The organism is Sphingomonas sp. GM_Shp_1 (assembly GCF_026540895.1).
Lineage (GTDB): Bacteria > Pseudomonadota > Alphaproteobacteria > Sphingomonadales > Sphingomonadaceae > Sphingomonas.
Map to the genome: position 1 here is coordinate 1 of NZ_JALNUR010000028.1, position 16,060 is coordinate 16,060.

Annotated in this window: 16 protein-coding genes and 1 tRNA gene; 3 read left to right on the forward strand and 14 right to left on the reverse strand. The window is 66.3% G+C overall.

Annotation, left to right across the window (positions count from 1 at the left end; all coding sequences use genetic code 11):
* Positions 1 to 50: 50 nt before the first annotated feature.
* The 3 genes from OXQ33_RS17515 to OXQ33_RS13355 all read right to left on the reverse strand — a co-directional run bounded on the left by OXQ33_RS17515 (position 51) and on the right by OXQ33_RS13355 (position 3,322).
* Positions 51 to 1,997 carry a site-specific integrase gene (locus OXQ33_RS17515; RefSeq protein ID WP_267435187.1) on the reverse strand — a complete coding sequence of 649 codons (1,947 nt, stop codon included), beginning with the start codon at positions 1,995 to 1,997 and terminating at the stop codon, positions 51 to 53.
* Positions 1,998 to 2,089: 92 nt separating this feature from the next.
* Positions 2,090 to 2,164 (reverse strand) — tRNA-Gln (locus OXQ33_RS13350).
* Between the two features lie 60 nt (positions 2,165 to 2,224).
* Positions 2,225 to 3,322, reverse strand: a complete 1,098-nt coding sequence (locus tag OXQ33_RS13355; protein ID WP_267435188.1) for a branched-chain amino acid aminotransferase — start codon at positions 3,320 to 3,322, stop codon at positions 2,225 to 2,227.
* A gap of 57 nt (positions 3,323 to 3,379) precedes the next feature.
* On the opposite strand from OXQ33_RS13355, the gene OXQ33_RS13360 reads away from it, so the two are divergent.
* Positions 3,380 to 3,877, forward strand: a complete 498-nt coding sequence (locus tag OXQ33_RS13360; protein WP_267435189.1) for a helix-turn-helix domain-containing protein — start codon at positions 3,380 to 3,382, stop codon at positions 3,875 to 3,877.
* Positions 3,878 to 4,168: 291 nt separating this feature from the next.
* On the opposite strand, the gene OXQ33_RS13365 is transcribed toward OXQ33_RS13360, so the two are convergent.
* From OXQ33_RS13365 to OXQ33_RS13385, 5 genes are all read right to left on the reverse strand, one after another.
* Positions 4,169 to 4,975 carry a pyrroline-5-carboxylate reductase dimerization domain-containing protein gene (locus OXQ33_RS13365; RefSeq protein ID WP_267435221.1) on the reverse strand — a complete coding sequence of 269 codons (807 nt, stop codon included), beginning with the start codon at positions 4,973 to 4,975 and terminating at the stop codon, positions 4,169 to 4,171.
* An 8-nt stretch (positions 4,976 to 4,983) separates the two neighbouring features.
* Positions 4,984 to 5,487: a YbjN domain-containing protein gene (locus OXQ33_RS13370; protein ID WP_267435190.1), complete on the reverse strand. Its 504-nt coding sequence runs from the start codon at positions 5,485 to 5,487 to the stop codon at positions 4,984 to 4,986.
* A gap of 138 nt (positions 5,488 to 5,625) precedes the next feature.
* A complete protein-coding gene (locus OXQ33_RS13375; protein WP_267435191.1) occupies positions 5,626 to 5,904 on the reverse strand; it encodes an accessory factor UbiK family protein in 279 nt (92 codons plus the stop codon).
* Positions 5,905 to 5,926: 22 nt separating this feature from the next.
* Complete coding sequence (locus OXQ33_RS13380; protein ID WP_267435192.1) at positions 5,927 to 6,496, reverse strand: TspO/MBR family protein; 570 nt, start codon at positions 6,494 to 6,496, stop codon at positions 5,927 to 5,929.
* 72 nt (positions 6,497 to 6,568) lie between these two features.
* Positions 6,569 to 7,303, reverse strand: a complete 735-nt coding sequence (locus tag OXQ33_RS13385; protein WP_267435193.1) for a TlyA family RNA methyltransferase — start codon at positions 7,301 to 7,303, stop codon at positions 6,569 to 6,571.
* Between the two features lie 139 nt (positions 7,304 to 7,442).
* Between OXQ33_RS13385 and OXQ33_RS13390 the strand changes: the two genes are divergently transcribed.
* On the forward strand, positions 7,443 to 8,123 hold the full coding sequence (locus OXQ33_RS13390; protein ID WP_267435194.1) for an alpha/beta hydrolase: 681 nt from the start codon (positions 7,443 to 7,445) through the stop codon (positions 8,121 to 8,123).
* Between the two features lie 217 nt (positions 8,124 to 8,340).
* Here the strand turns inward: OXQ33_RS13390 and OXQ33_RS13395 are convergent, their stop codons facing one another.
* The 6 genes from OXQ33_RS13395 to OXQ33_RS13420 form a co-directional block, all read right to left on the reverse strand.
* Positions 8,341 to 8,523 carry a hypothetical protein gene (locus OXQ33_RS13395; RefSeq protein WP_267435195.1) on the reverse strand — a complete coding sequence of 61 codons (183 nt, stop codon included), beginning with the start codon at positions 8,521 to 8,523 and terminating at the stop codon, positions 8,341 to 8,343.
* Positions 8,520 to 10,445, reverse strand: coding sequence for a 1-deoxy-D-xylulose-5-phosphate synthase (dxs, locus tag OXQ33_RS13400; RefSeq protein WP_267435196.1), 1,926 nt, complete (start codon positions 10,443 to 10,445; stop codon positions 8,520 to 8,522). Before dxs ends, OXQ33_RS13395 begins: the two co-directional genes overlap by 4 nt.
* A 151-nt stretch (positions 10,446 to 10,596) precedes the next feature.
* Positions 10,597 to 11,295 carry a hypothetical protein gene (locus tag OXQ33_RS13405; RefSeq protein WP_267435197.1) on the reverse strand — a complete coding sequence of 233 codons (699 nt, stop codon included), beginning with the start codon at positions 11,293 to 11,295 and terminating at the stop codon, positions 10,597 to 10,599.
* A 110-nt stretch (positions 11,296 to 11,405) separates the two neighbouring features.
* A complete protein-coding gene (locus OXQ33_RS13410; protein ID WP_267435198.1) occupies positions 11,406 to 11,717 on the reverse strand; it encodes a hypothetical protein in 312 nt (103 codons plus the stop codon).
* 164 nt (positions 11,718 to 11,881) lie between these two features.
* Positions 11,882 to 12,478 carry a hypothetical protein gene (locus tag OXQ33_RS13415; protein ID WP_267435199.1) on the reverse strand — a complete coding sequence of 199 codons (597 nt, stop codon included), beginning with the start codon at positions 12,476 to 12,478 and terminating at the stop codon, positions 11,882 to 11,884.
* Positions 12,479 to 12,525: 47 nt separating this feature from the next.
* Positions 12,526 to 14,331, reverse strand: coding sequence for a DUF885 family protein (locus OXQ33_RS13420; RefSeq protein WP_267435200.1), 1,806 nt, complete (start codon positions 14,329 to 14,331; stop codon positions 12,526 to 12,528).
* A gap of 205 nt (positions 14,332 to 14,536) precedes the next feature.
* Here OXQ33_RS13420 and OXQ33_RS13425 point away from each other — a divergent pair, with 205 nt between their 5' ends.
* Complete coding sequence (locus tag OXQ33_RS13425) at positions 14,537 to 16,054, forward strand: DUF4173 domain-containing protein (RefSeq protein ID WP_267435201.1); 1,518 nt, start codon at positions 14,537 to 14,539, stop codon at positions 16,052 to 16,054.
* The last annotated feature ends 6 nt before the right edge of the window (positions 16,055 to 16,060 follow it).

A 16,060-nucleotide genomic window follows, 5' to 3' on the forward strand; every position in this document is an offset into this window, starting at 1 on the left:
AAGTCGGTCGTCTCACGACATTCTATTCCGGTGCTAGCTGACGACGTAAATTACTCACCGACCTTAAGTCGGGCCGAACGAGGCTGGCGGCTGGAGGCAGGTAGAAGACGCGTCGGCAGCGGCCGGAGGCGGTCGGTAACCTTGGGGATCTGATCCACCGCCTCCTTCAGCCGGTTCAACCGCGCCGCCTTCGAATAGCGGCCGGCGGTTTCCCCGCTCATGGTATGGCCGACGAGGTCTGCACGGGTTTCGAGGAATACCTCACGGTGCTTCAACTCCGTCGTGACCGTGTGCCGAAACGAGTGGATGGCCTGCCCCGGCTCGATGAAGTCCAGCTTCCTCGCGATCTTCATCCACCAGTTCTTGTAAAAGACGTCGCCATAGCTCCGCTTGCCCGACGCGGTTCGAAGCTCGGGAAACAGCATCGTCTCGCCCGCAGCGCGCAGCGCCTTGATGTAGTCCGGCAGTCCGAGCCGAATCAGTTCGTCAGCGAACGGTACCAGTCGCACCGCCGCCCTGTTCTTGACGCGCCCGCCGTTCTCGTCGGTGATCGCGAAGAACCAGATTCCGTTCTCCTCGCCGATGTCGTCGAGCGTCAGCTGGCAGATTTCCTCGCGCCGACAGCCGGTGTACCAAGCAATGGGCAGCACCCAAAAGCCCGCGTCGTGCCAAATTTCGGCCCCCTGCTCGAGCCGACGCCCGAGTGATCGCGACCCGGTCCAGATCGGCAGACGAAACAGTTGCCGTCCATCCTCCTCGGTATACGCGTCGCGCTGATCGCGCGCGTCGCGATCATCCTCATAGAGGAAGTCCGACCAGTCGATGGTGGCGACGCCGTCGACCTGCTTGCCGACCCAGGCCATCAATTCCTTCAGGAAGAGGAAGTGGCGGTTCGTGCTGGTCGACTGAAGCCCGATCGTCTTCGCGTCGCGCGTGCCGGCCTTGATCTCCTCCCCCGCCTCGCGACAGATTTCCTCGAGCGACATCGCGTCGTGGCGCCGCGACTTGTGGTGGCTAACGGGCAGACGTGAGAAATGCTCGTTGAGCCGGACCACGTCCTCGCGCACGACGAGGCGTATCGGGCGTGCGCCATAGCTCTTCTCAAGCAGGCGCGCCGCCGACAGGAACTGGGTCCGGGTCTTCTCCGTCCAGCGCGCCTTTCGTCTTGCGTCACCAACGATCTTGGGATTGTCGGCGATGAACCGCTCCGCGGCCTGGGTCGGCGTCATCGACGCCCAAGGCTCGGCCACCTCGGGCACGTGCGGCGGGACCGGGGCAGGAACAGCCGCAGGGGCAGCGGCAACAGCGGCGAAGGGCATCGCCGAGGCCGGGCCACGATCGTCGGTCATGGTCGCCCACATCGTCGCCGGATCGACGAGGCGACGCCGATATTCCAGCGCGGCCGCCAGCCTTCCCTCAAGATTGACCTTCCGGGCAATGTCGAGATTGTCCTCGGTCTCGGCGACGCCCACCGTTCGAAGATCCTGAGCCGCCTTGTCATGCGACCGTTCGCGCCAGTCCGGTCGGTCTGCGAAGAAGTCGATCAGCGTCTCCTTCTGCTCGTCCGTCAGTCCGGAAAAGCGTGCCTCGACGTGCTCGCGGCTTCCTACGTTCTCCGGGACGCCGTTCACGACGAAATCCCTCAGCATCACCTCGTAGATGGCGACGAGGCCCTCGATCATGAAGGTCGCGTCGGGATCGGTGCGCTGGTAGCCGACGTGGACCCGCTCGAGATGATCGCGCATCCCCTCCATCGCCTCGCGGAAGATTCCGGCCTTCTGGGCGATCGTCAGACTTGCGGCTCGGCCGTGCTGGCCCAAAGTCATCTTTAGCGTCTCGCTCTTCGCCGTCATCGCGCACCCCATGCTGCGCGCCACCGCCTGGGCGGTCGTTCGGAGGCTGAGGCGTAGGGTAAAAGGCTTACCATCCTGAAAACGGACGGTACGGCGCCAGTAATAGACGGCGCCTCGGCGCTCGACGTTCTGGATCGCAGGCACGGCATCTCCACATGGAGCCGTCACACCCACCGGCCCAATCCAGTGGCTGCGACCGATTTTCTGCCGCTAAAACAATAACTTAGCTGGAAATATGGCTGGGGCGGCAGGATTCGAACCTGCGTATGACGGTACCAAAAACCGTTGCCTTACCGCTTGGCGACGCCCCAGTGGAGAGGCGCGCTTATAACCGGCGCGCCGCTCTTGAAAAGCCCTATTCAGTCGATTCTTCAGCCCAGGCGGCGCATCCAGCCATGCGGGTCGGGGGCCTGGCCGCGCTGGATCGCGACCAGTTGTTCGCGCAATGCCGTGGTCAGCTGGCCGGGGCCGCCGCTGCCGATGGTGAAGCGGCCCGCCGGCTCCGCGACGCTGCCGATCGGAGTGACCACCGCCGCCGTGCCGCAGGCAAAGGCTTCGACCAGGCGACCGCTGGCGGCGTCGGCGCGCCACTGGTCGATGGCATAGGGCTCCTCGCGCACCGTCAGGCCTTGGACACGCGCGATGGTCAGGATCGAATCGCGGGTGATGCCGGGCAGGATCGTGCCGGTCAGCGGCGGCGTCACCAGCGAGCCGTCGTCGAACACGAAGAAGACGTTCATACCGCCCAGTTCCTCGACCCAGCGGCGCTCGACCGCGTCGAGGAAGACCACCTGGTCGCAGCCGTTCGCGATCGCCTCCTTCTGGGCGAGCAGGCTGGCGGCGTAATTTCCGCCGCACTTGGCCGCACCGGTGCCGCCGGGCGCCGCACGGGTATAGCCCTGGCTGACCCAGATCGACACGGCGGGCGCCCCGCCCTTGAAATAGGCGCCGACCGAGGAGGCGATGACCATGTAGAGATATTCCGCGGACGGCTTCACGCCCAGGAACACCTCGCTCGCGAACATGAAGGGGCGCAGATAGAGCGCGCCGCCATCCTGTTCGGGAATCCAGTTCCGCTCGATCTCGACCAGCCGCTCGACCGATTCGAGGAACAGATTCTCGGGCAGTTCGGGCATCGCCATGCGACGCGCCGAATCCTGGAAACGCCGCGCATTCGCCTCGGGCCGGAACAGCGCGGTGCCGCCATCGGCCAGGCGATAGGCCTTCATCCCCTCGAAGATTTCCTGCGCATAATGCAGGACCGAGGCCGCCGGATCGACGCTGAGCGGTGCCCGCGCGGTGATCTGCGCATCGTGCCAACCCTTGTCGTCGCTATAGCGGATCAGCGCCATGTGATCGGTGAAGACGCGACCGAAACCCGGATCGACCAGACGCGCCGCCCGCTCGCTCGCCGCAACCGGAGTCGCGCAAGGATCGAACCGAAACGTAAGGGATTGTGCCGCGTCCATGATCATCTCTCTGTTTTGGGTTGCCGTGGCCTAGGCCCTGTGTCTAGACGGGTCAACATGGCTGCCTCTAACCAGTCCGCGTCGGCACAATTTCTCCGCGAGCCCGAACTCCGCAGGGGCATGGAATTGCTGTATTTCGGCAATAGCCACCTCGTGCGATCCATCGACCGCGGTCTCGCCGCGCAGGGGTTGGGCCGTGCCCATCACCGCGCCCTGTACTTCATGGCTCGCAAGCCCGACATGACGGTCAGCGAGCTACTGTCGCTGCTCGCGATCACCAAACAGTCGCTGGGCCGCGTGCTCAACGAACTGGCGAGCCGCGACCTGATCGAGACGCGCCCGGGCGATCGCGACCGGCGGCAGAGGCTGCTGCGCCTGACGCCCGCTGGCGCGAAGATGGAAGCGGAGTTGTTCGACGCGCTGCGCGAAAAGCTGTCCAAGGCCTATGCGCGGGCCGGGCAGCAGGCGGTGACGGGGTTCTGGACCGTGCTGGAGGGGTTCATCCCCGAACAGGAACGCGCCCGGATCGAGGACTTGCGGACCAACGACGGCTGATTTCGCGCCGCGGCGTGACAGAAGGCCAGAGCTGCTTTCGTGCTAGAGCCGAATGACACGGAGCAGACCCTAGCCGAGCCCCTCCCCTTCAGGGGAGGGTTGGGGTGGGGCATCACCACGGGCAACGCGTTTGGGGAAGCGCCCCACCCCCGCCCCCTCCCCTGAAGGGGAGGGGTGGATCGAACTGAGGTCATCCCGTTATAGAATCACGCAAAGGTGATAGCGGGAAAGGCTACGTCTCCCCAAGCGCCAAACCTCTGCGTCCTCCGCGCCTCTGCGCGAAACACGTCCTCACCCCCGAGCAGCGGCGGCCATATCGCGATTGCGCCGCTCCGAAGCGGCCAGCGTCTCGGTCATCAGCCGCAACAGTGCGTCATCGGCGTCCAGCACATTCAACCCGGCGCGGGTCGAGCCGCCGGGGCTCGCCACACGATCGGCCAGCGTGGCGGCCGATGCGTCGGCGGCCATGGCCATCGCCCCTGCCCCGTCGACCGTCGCGAGCGCCAATCGCTGCGCCAGTTCGGGCGCAAGGCCCAGGGCCGCTCCGGCCTGCGCCAGCGCGTCGATAAAGCGAAAGACAAAGGCCGGACCACAACCCGCCAGCGCGGTGACGGCATCGAACCGCCCCTCGTCCTCGACCCAGGGCGCGATCCCCAACGGCGTCGCGAGCGCCTCCGCCGCCGCACGGACCGCCGGATCAGTCGAACTCGTATAAAGCGCCGTCACCCCCTGCCCGATCGCGACCGGCAGGTTGGGCATCATCCGCACCACCGAGTCGGCGGCGATACGCGACGCCAAGGCCTGCTCCTCCACACCCGCCAGGATCGAGAGAAGCAAGGCGGGCCGTAGATGCGCCAGGGTCGGAGCGATATCGTCCAACTGCTGCGGCTTGAACCCCAGCATCAGGATCGCGGGTGTCTCATCGATGGGCAGCGTGGTCAGCGAGCGAACGCCCTCCGGCGCGCCGCGCCCGCTGCGGGTGATGACGGTAACCTGTAGGGGGTCCAGCCCGGAGGACAACCAGCGCCGCAGCATCGCCCCGGCCATGTTGCCGCAGCCGATCAGCCAGATAGGACCGTCAGGAAAGCTCACGCCCAGCCCCTCCCTCAGGCCTCGCCCTGCGTCTCGATCAACGCGGCGGCCAGTGCCTCGCGCGGGGTCTTGCCGCCCCACAGGACGAACTGGAACACCGGATAGAAGCGCTCGCACTCCTCGATCGCCGATTCGACCAGCAATTCGGTCGCCGAGAGCGAGATGGTGCCGTCCTCCCCGCCATCGACCATCGCGGCGTGGCGATAGAGCAGGATCCCGCTGTTCGACCACAGCTCGAAATGGCCGATCCACAGCTGTTCGTTGACCATCGCCAGCGCCTCATAGATGCTGGCGCGGCGATCCTCGGTCACCTTGATGTCGGGAAAAGCCAGGAATTGCAGGACGCTGTCGTCATCCCGCCACAGCGCGCGGAGTTCGTAGCTGGCCCAGCTGCCCTTGACCGTTGCGACGATTTCCTCGTCATGACGCTCATGCTCCCACCCATGGGCGGCGAAATACGCCTCCAGCATATCGATGGGGGCCGAATCATCGGCTTCATGATCGGTCGATTCAAGCATCACAGGCCCTTGCGAACAAACCCAGACCGCCGCAGGTTGCACCGCGCGCGGCCAAGCTGCAAGCAGCCGGATGCCGAAATCTGTGGATAGCTGTCCGGCGACCCGCGCCGGACCAGCGATCGGAACGGCTTAGGGAAGTCAGGATTCGACCCCGGTCGTCGCCGTCGCCGAACCACCCAGCCGCGCCTCCAGCGCATCCAGACGCGCCTTCAGCGCATCGGCCTCGTCGCGTGCGGCGACCGCCATCGCCTTGGCAACCTCGAACTCCTCGCGGCTGACGAAATCCAGTCCGCCGATCCACTCGCGCGCACGCGAACGAGCGCTCGCCTCGGCTTCGCGGCCCATGCCGGCGACGGTACCGGCCAGGCCGTTCATCACCTTGGCGAAATCGTCGAACAGCTTGTTATCGGCCTGCATGATCAAATTCCCAAAATTCGTTTCACAGCATTTGGGAGGTCTGGGCGCTCGGCACAAGCCTTTCCGCATCGGGATTGAGCTGGCCGATCCGCCAGTTGAGCACCCCGGCGAAGGACAGCCACACCAGATAGGGCAGCATTAACCACGCCGCCCCGCGCCGAATCCGCGAGAAAGCGATGGTGGTGACGATCGACAGCAGCAGGATCGCGATCAGCACGACCAGCGCCGTACCCACCTTGTGCGCGCCGAAAAACAGCGGGGTCCAGGCCAGGTTCAGCGCGAACTGGGCCACGAACAGGCCGATGGCGACGCCCCGCCCCCGGGCGCCCCGCGCATGGACGATCATCGCCAGCGCCAGACCGATCAGGATATAGAGCGTCGTCCACGCCACCGGGAACACCCAGCCGGGCGGAGTCAACTCGGGCTTGGTGAGCGCCATGTACCAGCCATTCTCGCTGCCGGCGGGCACCGAACGCCCCGACGCGAAACCGAGCAGCAGAACAAGGGGCACGATGACGACCGCCCAGCGCAGGAAGGACATCCGCAACTGACCCTTCGACGCGATCGTACCCAATTGACCCTCTTTCGCCATGATGCCCGTGGGTGTGCCGCACCAGCCACAGACAGTAAACGGATAAGGTGGATTTTATATGGGCCGAGCCGTTCAATTTCGGGATGCGGCGATCAGAAACTCGATATTTCCCTCGGGTCCGGTGATGGGACTTCGGGTCACGCCCGCGACCTGCCATCCTGCGTCGGTCAGCCAGGCGACAACTTGATCGCAGACGCGTGCGTGGACGGCAGGATCGCGGACCACCCCGCCCTTGCCGACCTCCTCACGTCCCGCCTCGAACTGCGGCTTGATGAGCGCGAGCAACCGTGCGTCCGGGGCGGCGAAGCTCAGCGGGCGCTCCAGCACCTTGGCCAGCCCGATGAAACTGGCATCGCAGACGATCATGTCGACGGGCTCGGGGATATGCGCCTCGGTCAGGATGCGGGCGCTCGTCTGTTCATGGACGATGACGCGCGCGTCCTGCCGCAGCGACCAGGCGAGCTGGTTGGTGCCGCTATCGACCGCATAGACCCGCGCCGCCCCCTTTTGCAGCAGCACGTCGGTAAAGCCCCCGGTCGAACTGCCAACATCGATGGCCACCGCATCGGTCACGTCCCAACCGAAATGCTCCAGGCCGTGGGCCAGCTTGATGCCGCCGCGCGACACCCAGGGATGGTCGCGCCCGCGCACGTCGAGCGCGGCATCCTCGGCCAGTTGCTGTCCGGGCTTGGCGATCTTGGTCTCGCCCGAAAAGACGAGGCCCGCCATCACCAGCGCCTGCGCGCGCGAACGGGATTCCACGAGTCCGCGATCCACGAGCATCTGGTCGACACGCAGCTTGGCCATGCCCCGCCCCTACCCCTCGCCTCGGCCCGTCGCAAGCCACGATCCACTGGGCTCGAATGCTATTGCCTATCTTTTTAGTAGGAATAAATTGATCGCATGGATCGGGAGTCGACCCGACCCGGAATCGAGGAGACGCCATATGGGTTCGTTCGCATCCTATGAGGCCCGCAAACCGACGGTCCTCACCGTACCCGGGCTGGGCGGCTCGGGCCGCTCGCACTGGCAGAGCCTGTGGGAAGAGGCGCGACCCGACACGATCCGGGTCGAACTGGGCATGTGGTCGACGCCGCACCGCAATGCCTGGGTCACGCGGCTCGATCAGGCGATCCGCCAGGCGCAGGCGCCGGTGATCCTGGCGGCGCATTCGCTGGGTTGTCTGGCCGTCGCCTGGTGGGCGGAATTGTCCCCGCAACCCTATGGCTGGCCGGTCGCGGGCGCATTGCTGGTCGCGCCCGCCGATGTCGACCGGGCGGACGCGCCGGACGCGTTGAAGGGCTTTGCGCCGTCGCCCCGCACGCCGCTGCCCTTCCCCTCGATCCTGGTCGCGAGCCAGGACGATCCCTGGATTTCGATCGAGCGCGCGCACAGCCTGGCGGTCGATTGGGGTAGCCATTTCGTCGATGCCGGGCATCAGGGGCATATCAATGCGGCCAGCGGGCTGGGCTGGTGGCAGGAAGGGCAGGAACTGCTCGACCGGGTGATCGCGGCAAGCGGAATGGACCGCCCCACGCCTTCGGGGCCATTATCGCCGAGCGAAGCCCGCGCCGTGCTGGCGGTCAATGCGACGGACGCGGCGCAGGCGCATTATCTGGGGCGATAAGTATAGCCCGGTGTTCGGGGCCGATGGTTGGGCATGCGCTTCGACTTCGCTCGGCGCGGACGGTGGTTGGGCGAACGGAGGTGGGACGTCCCCTTCCCCTCCTCCGTTCAGCCTGAGCGAAGTCGAAGGCTACGCCCCGCCATCCGCCACGTACACCATCTCGGCTTTGTCGGGGTGGGATTGAAGGCACAGGGTTTCCCTTGGCCTTCGACTTCGCTCAGGCTGAACGGAGGTCCGTGCTCTCTTCCGATGGAGCCGCCTCGACCTCATGTCGCGCCGCCTCCGCCTTCGCCGCCGCCGTGGTGGCCTTCATCCGCCGCCACATGCGGACATTCACCCCGATCATCATGACCACTGCCAGCGTCGTGAAGACGATGACGGCGGTCCAGCCCCGGATCACGCGCGTGCGCCTTCGGGTACGTTGGCGCTGTTGTGGCGCAACGCCTTCAACACCGTCTCCACGATGGCGTCGGCGTCCAGTCCGGCCTGGGCATATTGCACCTCGGGCTTGTCCTGATCCTGGAAGATGTCGGGCAGACGCATCGTGCGCAGCTTCAACCCGCCGTCGATCAACCCCTCATCCGACGCCATGGTCAGCACGTGCGCGCCGAGGCCGCCAATCGCATTCTCCTCGATCGTCACCGCCACCTCATGGGTGGTCAGCATCCGCCGGATCAGCGCCTCGTCGAGCGGCTTGGCGAAGCGCAGGTCGACGACCGAGGTCGACAGCCCCTTGGCCTCCAGCGTATCGGCGGCGCGCAGCGCCTCCGCCAGGCGGGTGCCGAGCGAGAGGATCGCCACCTTCTTGCCCTCGCGGACCACACGCCCCTTGCCAATCTCCAGCAATTCGGGCGTCTCGGGCAGCGCCACGCCGACGCCGTTGCCGCGCGGATACCGCACCGCGATGGGCCCGGAGTCGTGGTTCACGCAGGTATGGACCATATGGACCAGCTCCGCCTCGTCGGCGGCGGCCATCACCACCATATTGGGCAGGCTGGCGAGATAGGTGACGTCGAACGAGCCCGCATGGGTCGCACCGTCCGCCCCGACCAGCCCAGCACGGTCGATCGCGAAGCGGACGGGCAGGTTCTGGATCGCGACGTCATGGACCACCTGGTCATAGGCGCGCTGGAGGAAGGTCGAATAGATGGCGCAGAAGGGCCGCATTCCCTGCGCCGCCAGACCGGCCGCGAAGGTCACCGCATGCTGCTCGGCGATGCCCACGTCGAAGAAGCGGTCGGGATAAGTCACCGCGAACTTGTCCAGCCCGGTGCCCGACGGCATGGCCGCGGTGATCGCACAGATGCGCGGATCGCTCTCCGCCTCGCGGGCCAGCGCCTGGCCGAAGACATTCTGATAGGCGGGTGGTCCCGGCGGGGCCTTGGCCTGCGCGCCGGTGATGACGTCGAACTTCTGGACGCCGTGATATTTGTCCGCCGCCGCCTCGGCCGGGGCATAGCCCTTGCCCTTCTTGGTGACGACATGGATCAAGATCGGGCCTTCCTCGGCGTCGCGGACATTCTCGAGGACGGGGATCAGATGGTCGAGATTGTGGCCGTCGATCGGGCCGACATAATAAAAGCCCAGTTCCTCGAACAGCGTGCCGCCCATGGTCATGCCGCGCGCGAACTCGTCGGTCTTGCGCGCCGCCTTCTGGATCGGGCGCGGGAAACGCTTGGCCAGCTTCTTGAGCACGTCGCGCACGCCCAGGAATTCGCGGCTGGACACCATGCGCGACAGATAGGCCGACAGGCCACCCACCGGCGGCGCGATCGACATGTCATTGTCGTTCAGGATGACGATCAGGCGATTGCCCGCCTGCTCGGCATTGTTCATCGCCTCATAGGCCATGCCCGCCGACATCGCGCCGTCGCCGATCACCGCGATGCCCTTGCCCGGCGTACCCGCCAGCTTGTTGGCGACCGCAAAGCCCAGAGCCGCCGAGATCGAGGTCGAGCTGTGCGCCGCGCCGAAGGGGTCGTACTCGCTCTCGGTCCGCTTGGTGAAGCCCGACAGGCCGCCACCCTGGCGGATGGTGCGAATCCGGTCGCGCCGCCCGGTCAGGATCTTGTGCGGATAGCATTGGTGCCCGACGTCCCAGATCAGCCGGTCATCGGGCGTATTGAAGACATAATGGATCGCGACCGTCAGCTCGACAACGCCCAGCCCGGAGCCGAGATGACCACCGGTGGTGCCGACCGCCGAGATCGTCTCGGTCCGCAATTCGTCGGCGAGTTGCCGCAACTGTTCGGGAGCCAGCCGACGCAGATCGTCGGGGGTATGCACCGTGTCGAGCAGCGGGGTCTGAGGAATGTCTGCCATCTGACCGGCTTATCCCAGCTAATCACGGGTGTCGATTATAACTCTTCACCGAGCCGTCATTGACGCGAAGCAATTTTAACCGGCGGAGGTGCTGCCGGACGACGGCGGCCGGTTTGCGACCGTCAATCGACCCCACCCAGACAACAAAAGGTCAAAGCGCCGGCAACGCCCGCAGGCGGGGGAACACATCCTCCAGCGACTTGGTGTCGGGCAGGATATAGACATAGCCGCCCTTTTTCCGGAACGTCGGACGCAACTGCTTGGCGTAGAAGGCCTGAGGCACGTTGATGCAGCCAAAGGTGATGCGGTTGTCGTCGGGCGTGGGGGAGAGCATCCGTTCGCGCCGCTTCTCCTTCGCTCCGGCATCCTTGGGGATCGGATGCAGCGCCACCGAGGTCGCGTAATCGACCCACAGCACCCGCTCGCCCGCGACCGGCAATCCGAACTTGGCGAGATAGCGCCCGGCGGGCGTGGTCTTTTCCGCGGGGCCGAGCGCAGCCAGCGTCTTGGTGCCGACGCCGGGGCTCGCCTCGTCACCCGGCGCGATCCCGATCAGCACCGGCACGGCGGCCAGCGGCTTGCCATCGGGGGCGAAGAGGAACAGTGCGGCATGGGTCTTGTCGACGACCGCCCAGGGCAGGCCGCGATTGTCGCCGGAACCGCTGACCCAGGCCATCACCCGCTGGACATCCGGCGAAGGGAGAATCGGAGGCGCGGCATCCGCCTGGGGCGGCGGGGCCTTTCGTGCCGTCTTGGCGGGCGCGGCGCGGACCGTCTTGGGGCGGCGAACATCGGTCACGGCCGGGGTGGCCAGGGCAAGACCGATCAGCGGCGCCAATATTGGGATCATCGGCAAGAGGGACTCGACAAAAATGGCCGGTCCTCCGCGATGGGAAGACCGGCACAGGTAAGGGGCTTCAATTTATCGGATCGATGCGCAGTCGATCAATGGCGCCGTGATCAATGACGCGGGCGCCGTGCGGGCTTCTGTTCCTGCACGGTCAGGCGCTGTTCGACACCGTCCACGCGACCGCCGAGTTGATCCAGCCGCTGGCCATTGGCCTGGGCCTGACCCGACGCGGCCTGCGCTTCCGCCAGCGCCGCCTTGGCGGTGCCGTCGGTTTGCTGGAGCCGCTGCTCCAGCGAATCCACGCGTTGGCTGACCGGAGCGATCTGTTCGCGGACAAAGGACTTGGTGGCGCAACCGCTAAGGCCGACAGCGCCAGCCAGGGTCACCACCGCGAGAAGGGATTTGGAGGCAAAAGCAGACATAACAGTTCTTTCAGTCGTTAACCAACCGCAACAACGAAGCTGAGCGGAAAAAGTTCGACAATCTAATTCTGTTCGACCGTGCCGGTTTTTCGACCAAGCGTTTACTGCACAATAATCGCCAAGACTTGCCAAACAACTCGGATTGTTAAGTCTTGGTTCAGAATTCAGCGCCTGCGATCCGACTGCTTGGCGAAGGGGTCGCGCGGTATGCCGTCATTACCCCTGTCTTCCTTGGAAGGCTTCCTCTGTGCGCTCTTCCGGGCGGCGACGCAATCGCGCAGCGCCGCGATCGCCGCGCCGCTGCCGTCCATCGCCAACCGTTCGACGGGCACGTCACCCCGCGCGATATCCAGCCGCTGCGACCGGGCGAGATAGGTCGGGAAGGCCTTTTCAAAGCTGGTGACGAAGCCCGGCTTTCCGTCCGAGTTGAGGCCAACCGCGAAATGCTTTGGATACCCGCCACTCGTCAGCCGAAAGTCGAGCGCTAGCCGCTCCTTGGGCTTGATCGACCAATTGTCGTTCAGCACCGTCAGATGATTCGACCCATCCCGGTCCAGCCCGAGCAACAGCGTGGTATCGCCCGGCCGCTTGTAGACGCGGGTGAGGAAACACCCCTGCCCGTCCTCGCTCGGCGCCAGCGTCCAGTCGCCCAGATCGCGCGATGGCCCGTCCGCCGCGTTCGCCGCAGCACCACCGATAGAAAGGGCGGCGAGCAACAGCGTCAGGGCAGCAAGATACGGGCGCGGCTTGGTCATCATCATTATCCTCCGCGATGACCCTATCCGCGACCAGGCCGATTGGCCAAGCCTTACGCCATCCGCTCGCGCACCACCCGCTCCAGCACGTCGAGCGGCATCGCGCCCAGCGTCAGCACCTCGTGGAACCGCTTGGGGTCCCACCCCGCCCCCGCCTTGGCCTTGGCGGCGTCGCGCAGGCGGGTCCAGACGGTGTGTCCGATCTTGTAGCTGCAAGCCTGTCCGGGCCAGACCGTATAGCGATCGATCTCCCCCTGGCTGCGTCCGCGTGCGATGCCGGTGGTAGCGATCAGATAGTCGGTCGCCTTCTCCCGGCTCCAACGCTTGGCATGCATTCCCGAATCGACCACCAGCCGGGTCGCGCGGAACAGCAGCGATTGCAGATAGCCGATCTGCCCCAGCGGATTGCCCTCATACATCCCCATCTCGTCGGCGAGCTGTTCGGAATAGAGCGCCCATCCTTCGGAATAACCCGAATAAAAGCCCCGGCGGCGGATCAGCGGAATATCCTGGCTCTCCAGCGCCGACATGACCTGAAGATGATGGCCGGGCACCGCCTCATGATAGGTCAGCGTCGCCAGCCCGAATTTGGGCCGGTCGAACGTGTCGCGCAGGTTGATGAAGTAGATGGCGGGCCGCGATCCGTCGAGCGAGGCGGACTGGTAATAGCCGCCCGGCGCGCCCGCCTGGATCGCCTCCGGCACCCGGCGGATTTCGACCGGGGCCTTGGGCAGTGTCGCGAACTGCTCGGGCAGGCGACGGGTCATCGCCGCGACCTGCGCACGAAGCTGCTCCAACAAGGCTTCGCGCCCCGGATCGGTGTTCGGATACAGTTGATCGGGCCGCTTGTTGAGCGCGACCAGCCGCTCGCCGACGCTGCCCTGGGTCAGCCCCTGCGCCTTCAACAGCCCGTCGAGCCGCGCGCCGATCTCGGCGACCTGCGCCAGCCCCAGCCGGTGGATTTCATCGCCCGCCATATTGGTGGTCGTCGCGGCGGCGGCAGCGGCGGTGTAATAGGCCGCACCGTCCGGCAAGCGCCAGACGCCCGCATCGTGCACCGCCTTGGCGCGAAGTTCGGTCACCAGCGCCCGCTGGCGGTCGAGCGCGGGAAAGACCCGCTCGCCCATCAGCCGCGCGACGGTGGCGGCACGTTCGGGCGGCAGTTGCGCGGCCTTCAGCTTGGCCGCCAGATCCATCGCGGGGCCGGTCGCCTCGGGCGCCTTGTCGCGCACCGCCGCCAACTGCTTCAGCGTCGTATCGAGGATATAGTCGGGGGCGAAGACGCCCCGCCCCGCATCCTCGCGCTGCCGCGCCGTCTCGGCATCGATCGCATTCGCGAAGGCCTCGACCCGCGCGACATAGGCGTCGGCATCGGCGGCATTGGTCACCCGGTGCTGGCTGGACAGAAAGTCCGGCACGTCGCGATAGGCGCCCGACAACTGGCTGAGCACATAAGGGGCATAGCGGCCCGCGCTCGATCCATAGGCGAAGCGCTCGCCCGCGATCACCCGGTCCAGGCCATAGGCGACGATGTCATAGTCCAGCCGCGCCGCCGGCCCCAGCGAGGCGCGAGGAATGGTGCGCAGCGCCGCCCGTTCCTGCCTGGCGCGGGCGAATTGCCGCGCCTCGCCCGCGCGGGAGGCATCGCCCAGCCTGCTCTTCAACGACGCGCGCGTCCCGGTGTCGAGCCCCAGCGAGGTCGCCTGTTCCGGGCTGTCCTCCAGCCGGGCGTAGAAGAAGCGATCCAGCATCGCGCGCAATTCCCCGTCGCGCGATCCCTCCGCCGCGCGCGCCATTCCCGGCAAGGCGGCGGCGACGGTGGCAAGGCTGGCGGAGGCGAGGAACTGGCGACGCTGCATGGATACTCCCGTGTCGGATGGCATGAGGCGCGAAGGCTAAGATGTTGAGGCAGCGCTGCAAAGCGAATTATCGGCGCATTCGCCGCTGTGATCCCCGCCGTGCCCCTGCACCGTTTCTGCACCGGATCCGGACAGGATGATCGCCGCGCCGACCGACCCGTCTCGATGGCCGACCGGCACAAGGCTCCCATCGAGGGAGATCGGCATGACCGTATATATGTCCAGACACCATGGCTTCCACATCAAGCTGATCGGCGCGGGCGCGCTGATCGGGTTGGCGCATCTGTTCTTCTATGGCGAGGAGCTCGGCTGGACGCTGGGCGGCTTCGCGCTGGCGTGGAGCGTGATCCTGACGCTGACCCGCGCGGATGTCCGCGCCAGCCGGGCGGCCCGGGTCGCGCTGGCGATGGCGACGCTGTTCGGGGTGATGCTGGTCGACGATCCGGGGCCGCTCAAGATGTTGCTGTTCCTGATCGCCATCGGCTCGGCGACCTTATTGCCGCTGCGACGGTTCGACGACGCGATCCGATGGGCCGGGCGGCTGTTCGTCCATGGCGTGCTGGGCATCGTCGCACCGCTTCGCGACGCCCGGCGACTGGCGCGGGCGGAGGGACGGCGCGATCACCGCCGGATCGTCAAGGTGGCGGCGGTGCTGGTCGTGCCGATGATCGGCAGCGCGGTGTTCATGACCCTGTTCGCACAGGCCAATCCTGTGATCGCCAACGCCTTTGCCGCGATCCGCTTTTCCGATCTCTCGACCCTGCTGCGCCGGCTCATATTCTCGGGTTGCTTCCTCGTTCTGGTCTGGTCCAGCCTGCGGCCGCGCCGCACGCTGCTAAAGACCGGAATTTTGCAGTGGGACGCCGCCGCGATGCCGCACCTCGCGCACGGCACGTTGATCCTGTCGCTCGCGGCGTTCAATCTGATCTTCGCGATCCAGAACACACTCGACATCGCCTTTCTGTGGAGCGGCGCCCCGCTGCCAGAGGGCGTGACGCTGGCCGATTATGCGCATCAGGGGGCCTATCCGCTGATCGTGACCGCCCTGTTGGCGGGCGGGTTCGTGTTGCTCGCCGCGCGCCCCGATGGCGCGGCGCGTGAGAGCCGGACGCTGCGCCGTCTGATCCTGTTGTGGGTCGCCCAGAATGTCTTGCTGGTCGCATCCAGCATCCTGCGGACTCTCGATTATATCGCCGCCTATTCGCTGACCGGATGGCGGATCGCAGCGCTTGCCTGGATGGCGCTGGTCGCGGTCGGGCTGATCCTGATCGGCTGGCGGATGCTGTGCGGATATTCCGCGCGATGGCTGGTCAACGCCAATGCGCTGGCGGCGGGCGTGGTGCTGACCGCCGGATGCGCCAGCGACCTGGGCGGCATCGCGGCGCGGTGGAACATCGCCCATGCCCGCAGCGCCGCCGATCTCGACCTCTGCTATCTGGAGTATCTGGGGCCGTCCGCGCTGCTGCCGCTGATCGCGCTGGAACGCCGCGCGGCGGGGCCGGTGCTTCGCCAGCGGACGGCCAATCTCATCGGCCTGACCATGGCGGAAACCGCACACCGGCAGGCCGACTGGCATCGCTGGACCTGGCGCGATGCACGACGGCTGTCGGCGGCCCAGGCGCTGGTCGGGAAACGCCCCGCCCCGCATGTCCTGACCTCCTGCGGTGAGCCGCTGAAAACCGAAGCGGCGACCACCCCGTTGACGAAGGCGGCCCGGTCATGATCCTGT

Bases quoted from the DNA above. Each gene is read 5' to 3' on its own strand.
- OXQ33_RS13380 (WP_267435192.1), bottom strand. From the start codon at position 6,496: ATGGCGAAAGAGGGTCAATTGGGTACGATCGCGTCGAAGGGTCAGTTG.
- OXQ33_RS13425 (WP_267435201.1), top strand. From the start codon at position 14,537: ATGACCGTATATATGTCCAGACACCATGGCTTCCACATCAAGCTGATC.
- OXQ33_RS13415 (WP_267435199.1), bottom strand. From the start codon at position 12,478: ATGATGATGACCAAGCCGCGCCCGTATCTTGCTGCCCTGACGCTGTTG.
- OXQ33_RS13410 (WP_267435198.1), bottom strand. From the start codon at position 11,717: ATGTCTGCTTTTGCCTCCAAATCCCTTCTCGCGGTGGTGACCCTGGCT.
- dxs (WP_267435196.1), bottom strand. From the start codon at position 10,445: ATGGCAGACATTCCTCAGACCCCGCTGCTCGACACGGTGCATACCCCC.
- OXQ33_RS13420 (WP_267435200.1), bottom strand. From the start codon at position 14,331: ATGCAGCGTCGCCAGTTCCTCGCCTCCGCCAGCCTTGCCACCGTCGCC.
- OXQ33_RS13385 (WP_267435193.1), bottom strand. From the start codon at position 7,303: ATGGCCAAGCTGCGTGTCGACCAGATGCTCGTGGATCGCGGACTCGTG.
- OXQ33_RS13390 (WP_267435194.1), top strand. From the start codon at position 7,443: ATGGGTTCGTTCGCATCCTATGAGGCCCGCAAACCGACGGTCCTCACC.
- OXQ33_RS13370 (WP_267435190.1), bottom strand. From the start codon at position 5,487: ATGCTTGAATCGACCGATCATGAAGCCGATGATTCGGCCCCCATCGAT.
- OXQ33_RS13360 (WP_267435189.1), top strand. From the start codon at position 3,380: ATGGCTGCCTCTAACCAGTCCGCGTCGGCACAATTTCTCCGCGAGCCC.
- OXQ33_RS13375 (WP_267435191.1), bottom strand. From the start codon at position 5,904: ATGCAGGCCGATAACAAGCTGTTCGACGATTTCGCCAAGGTGATGAAC.
- OXQ33_RS13405 (WP_267435197.1), bottom strand. From the start codon at position 11,295: ATGATCCCAATATTGGCGCCGCTGATCGGTCTTGCCCTGGCCACCCCG.
- OXQ33_RS13355 (WP_267435188.1), bottom strand. From the start codon at position 3,322: ATGGACGCGGCACAATCCCTTACGTTTCGGTTCGATCCTTGCGCGACT.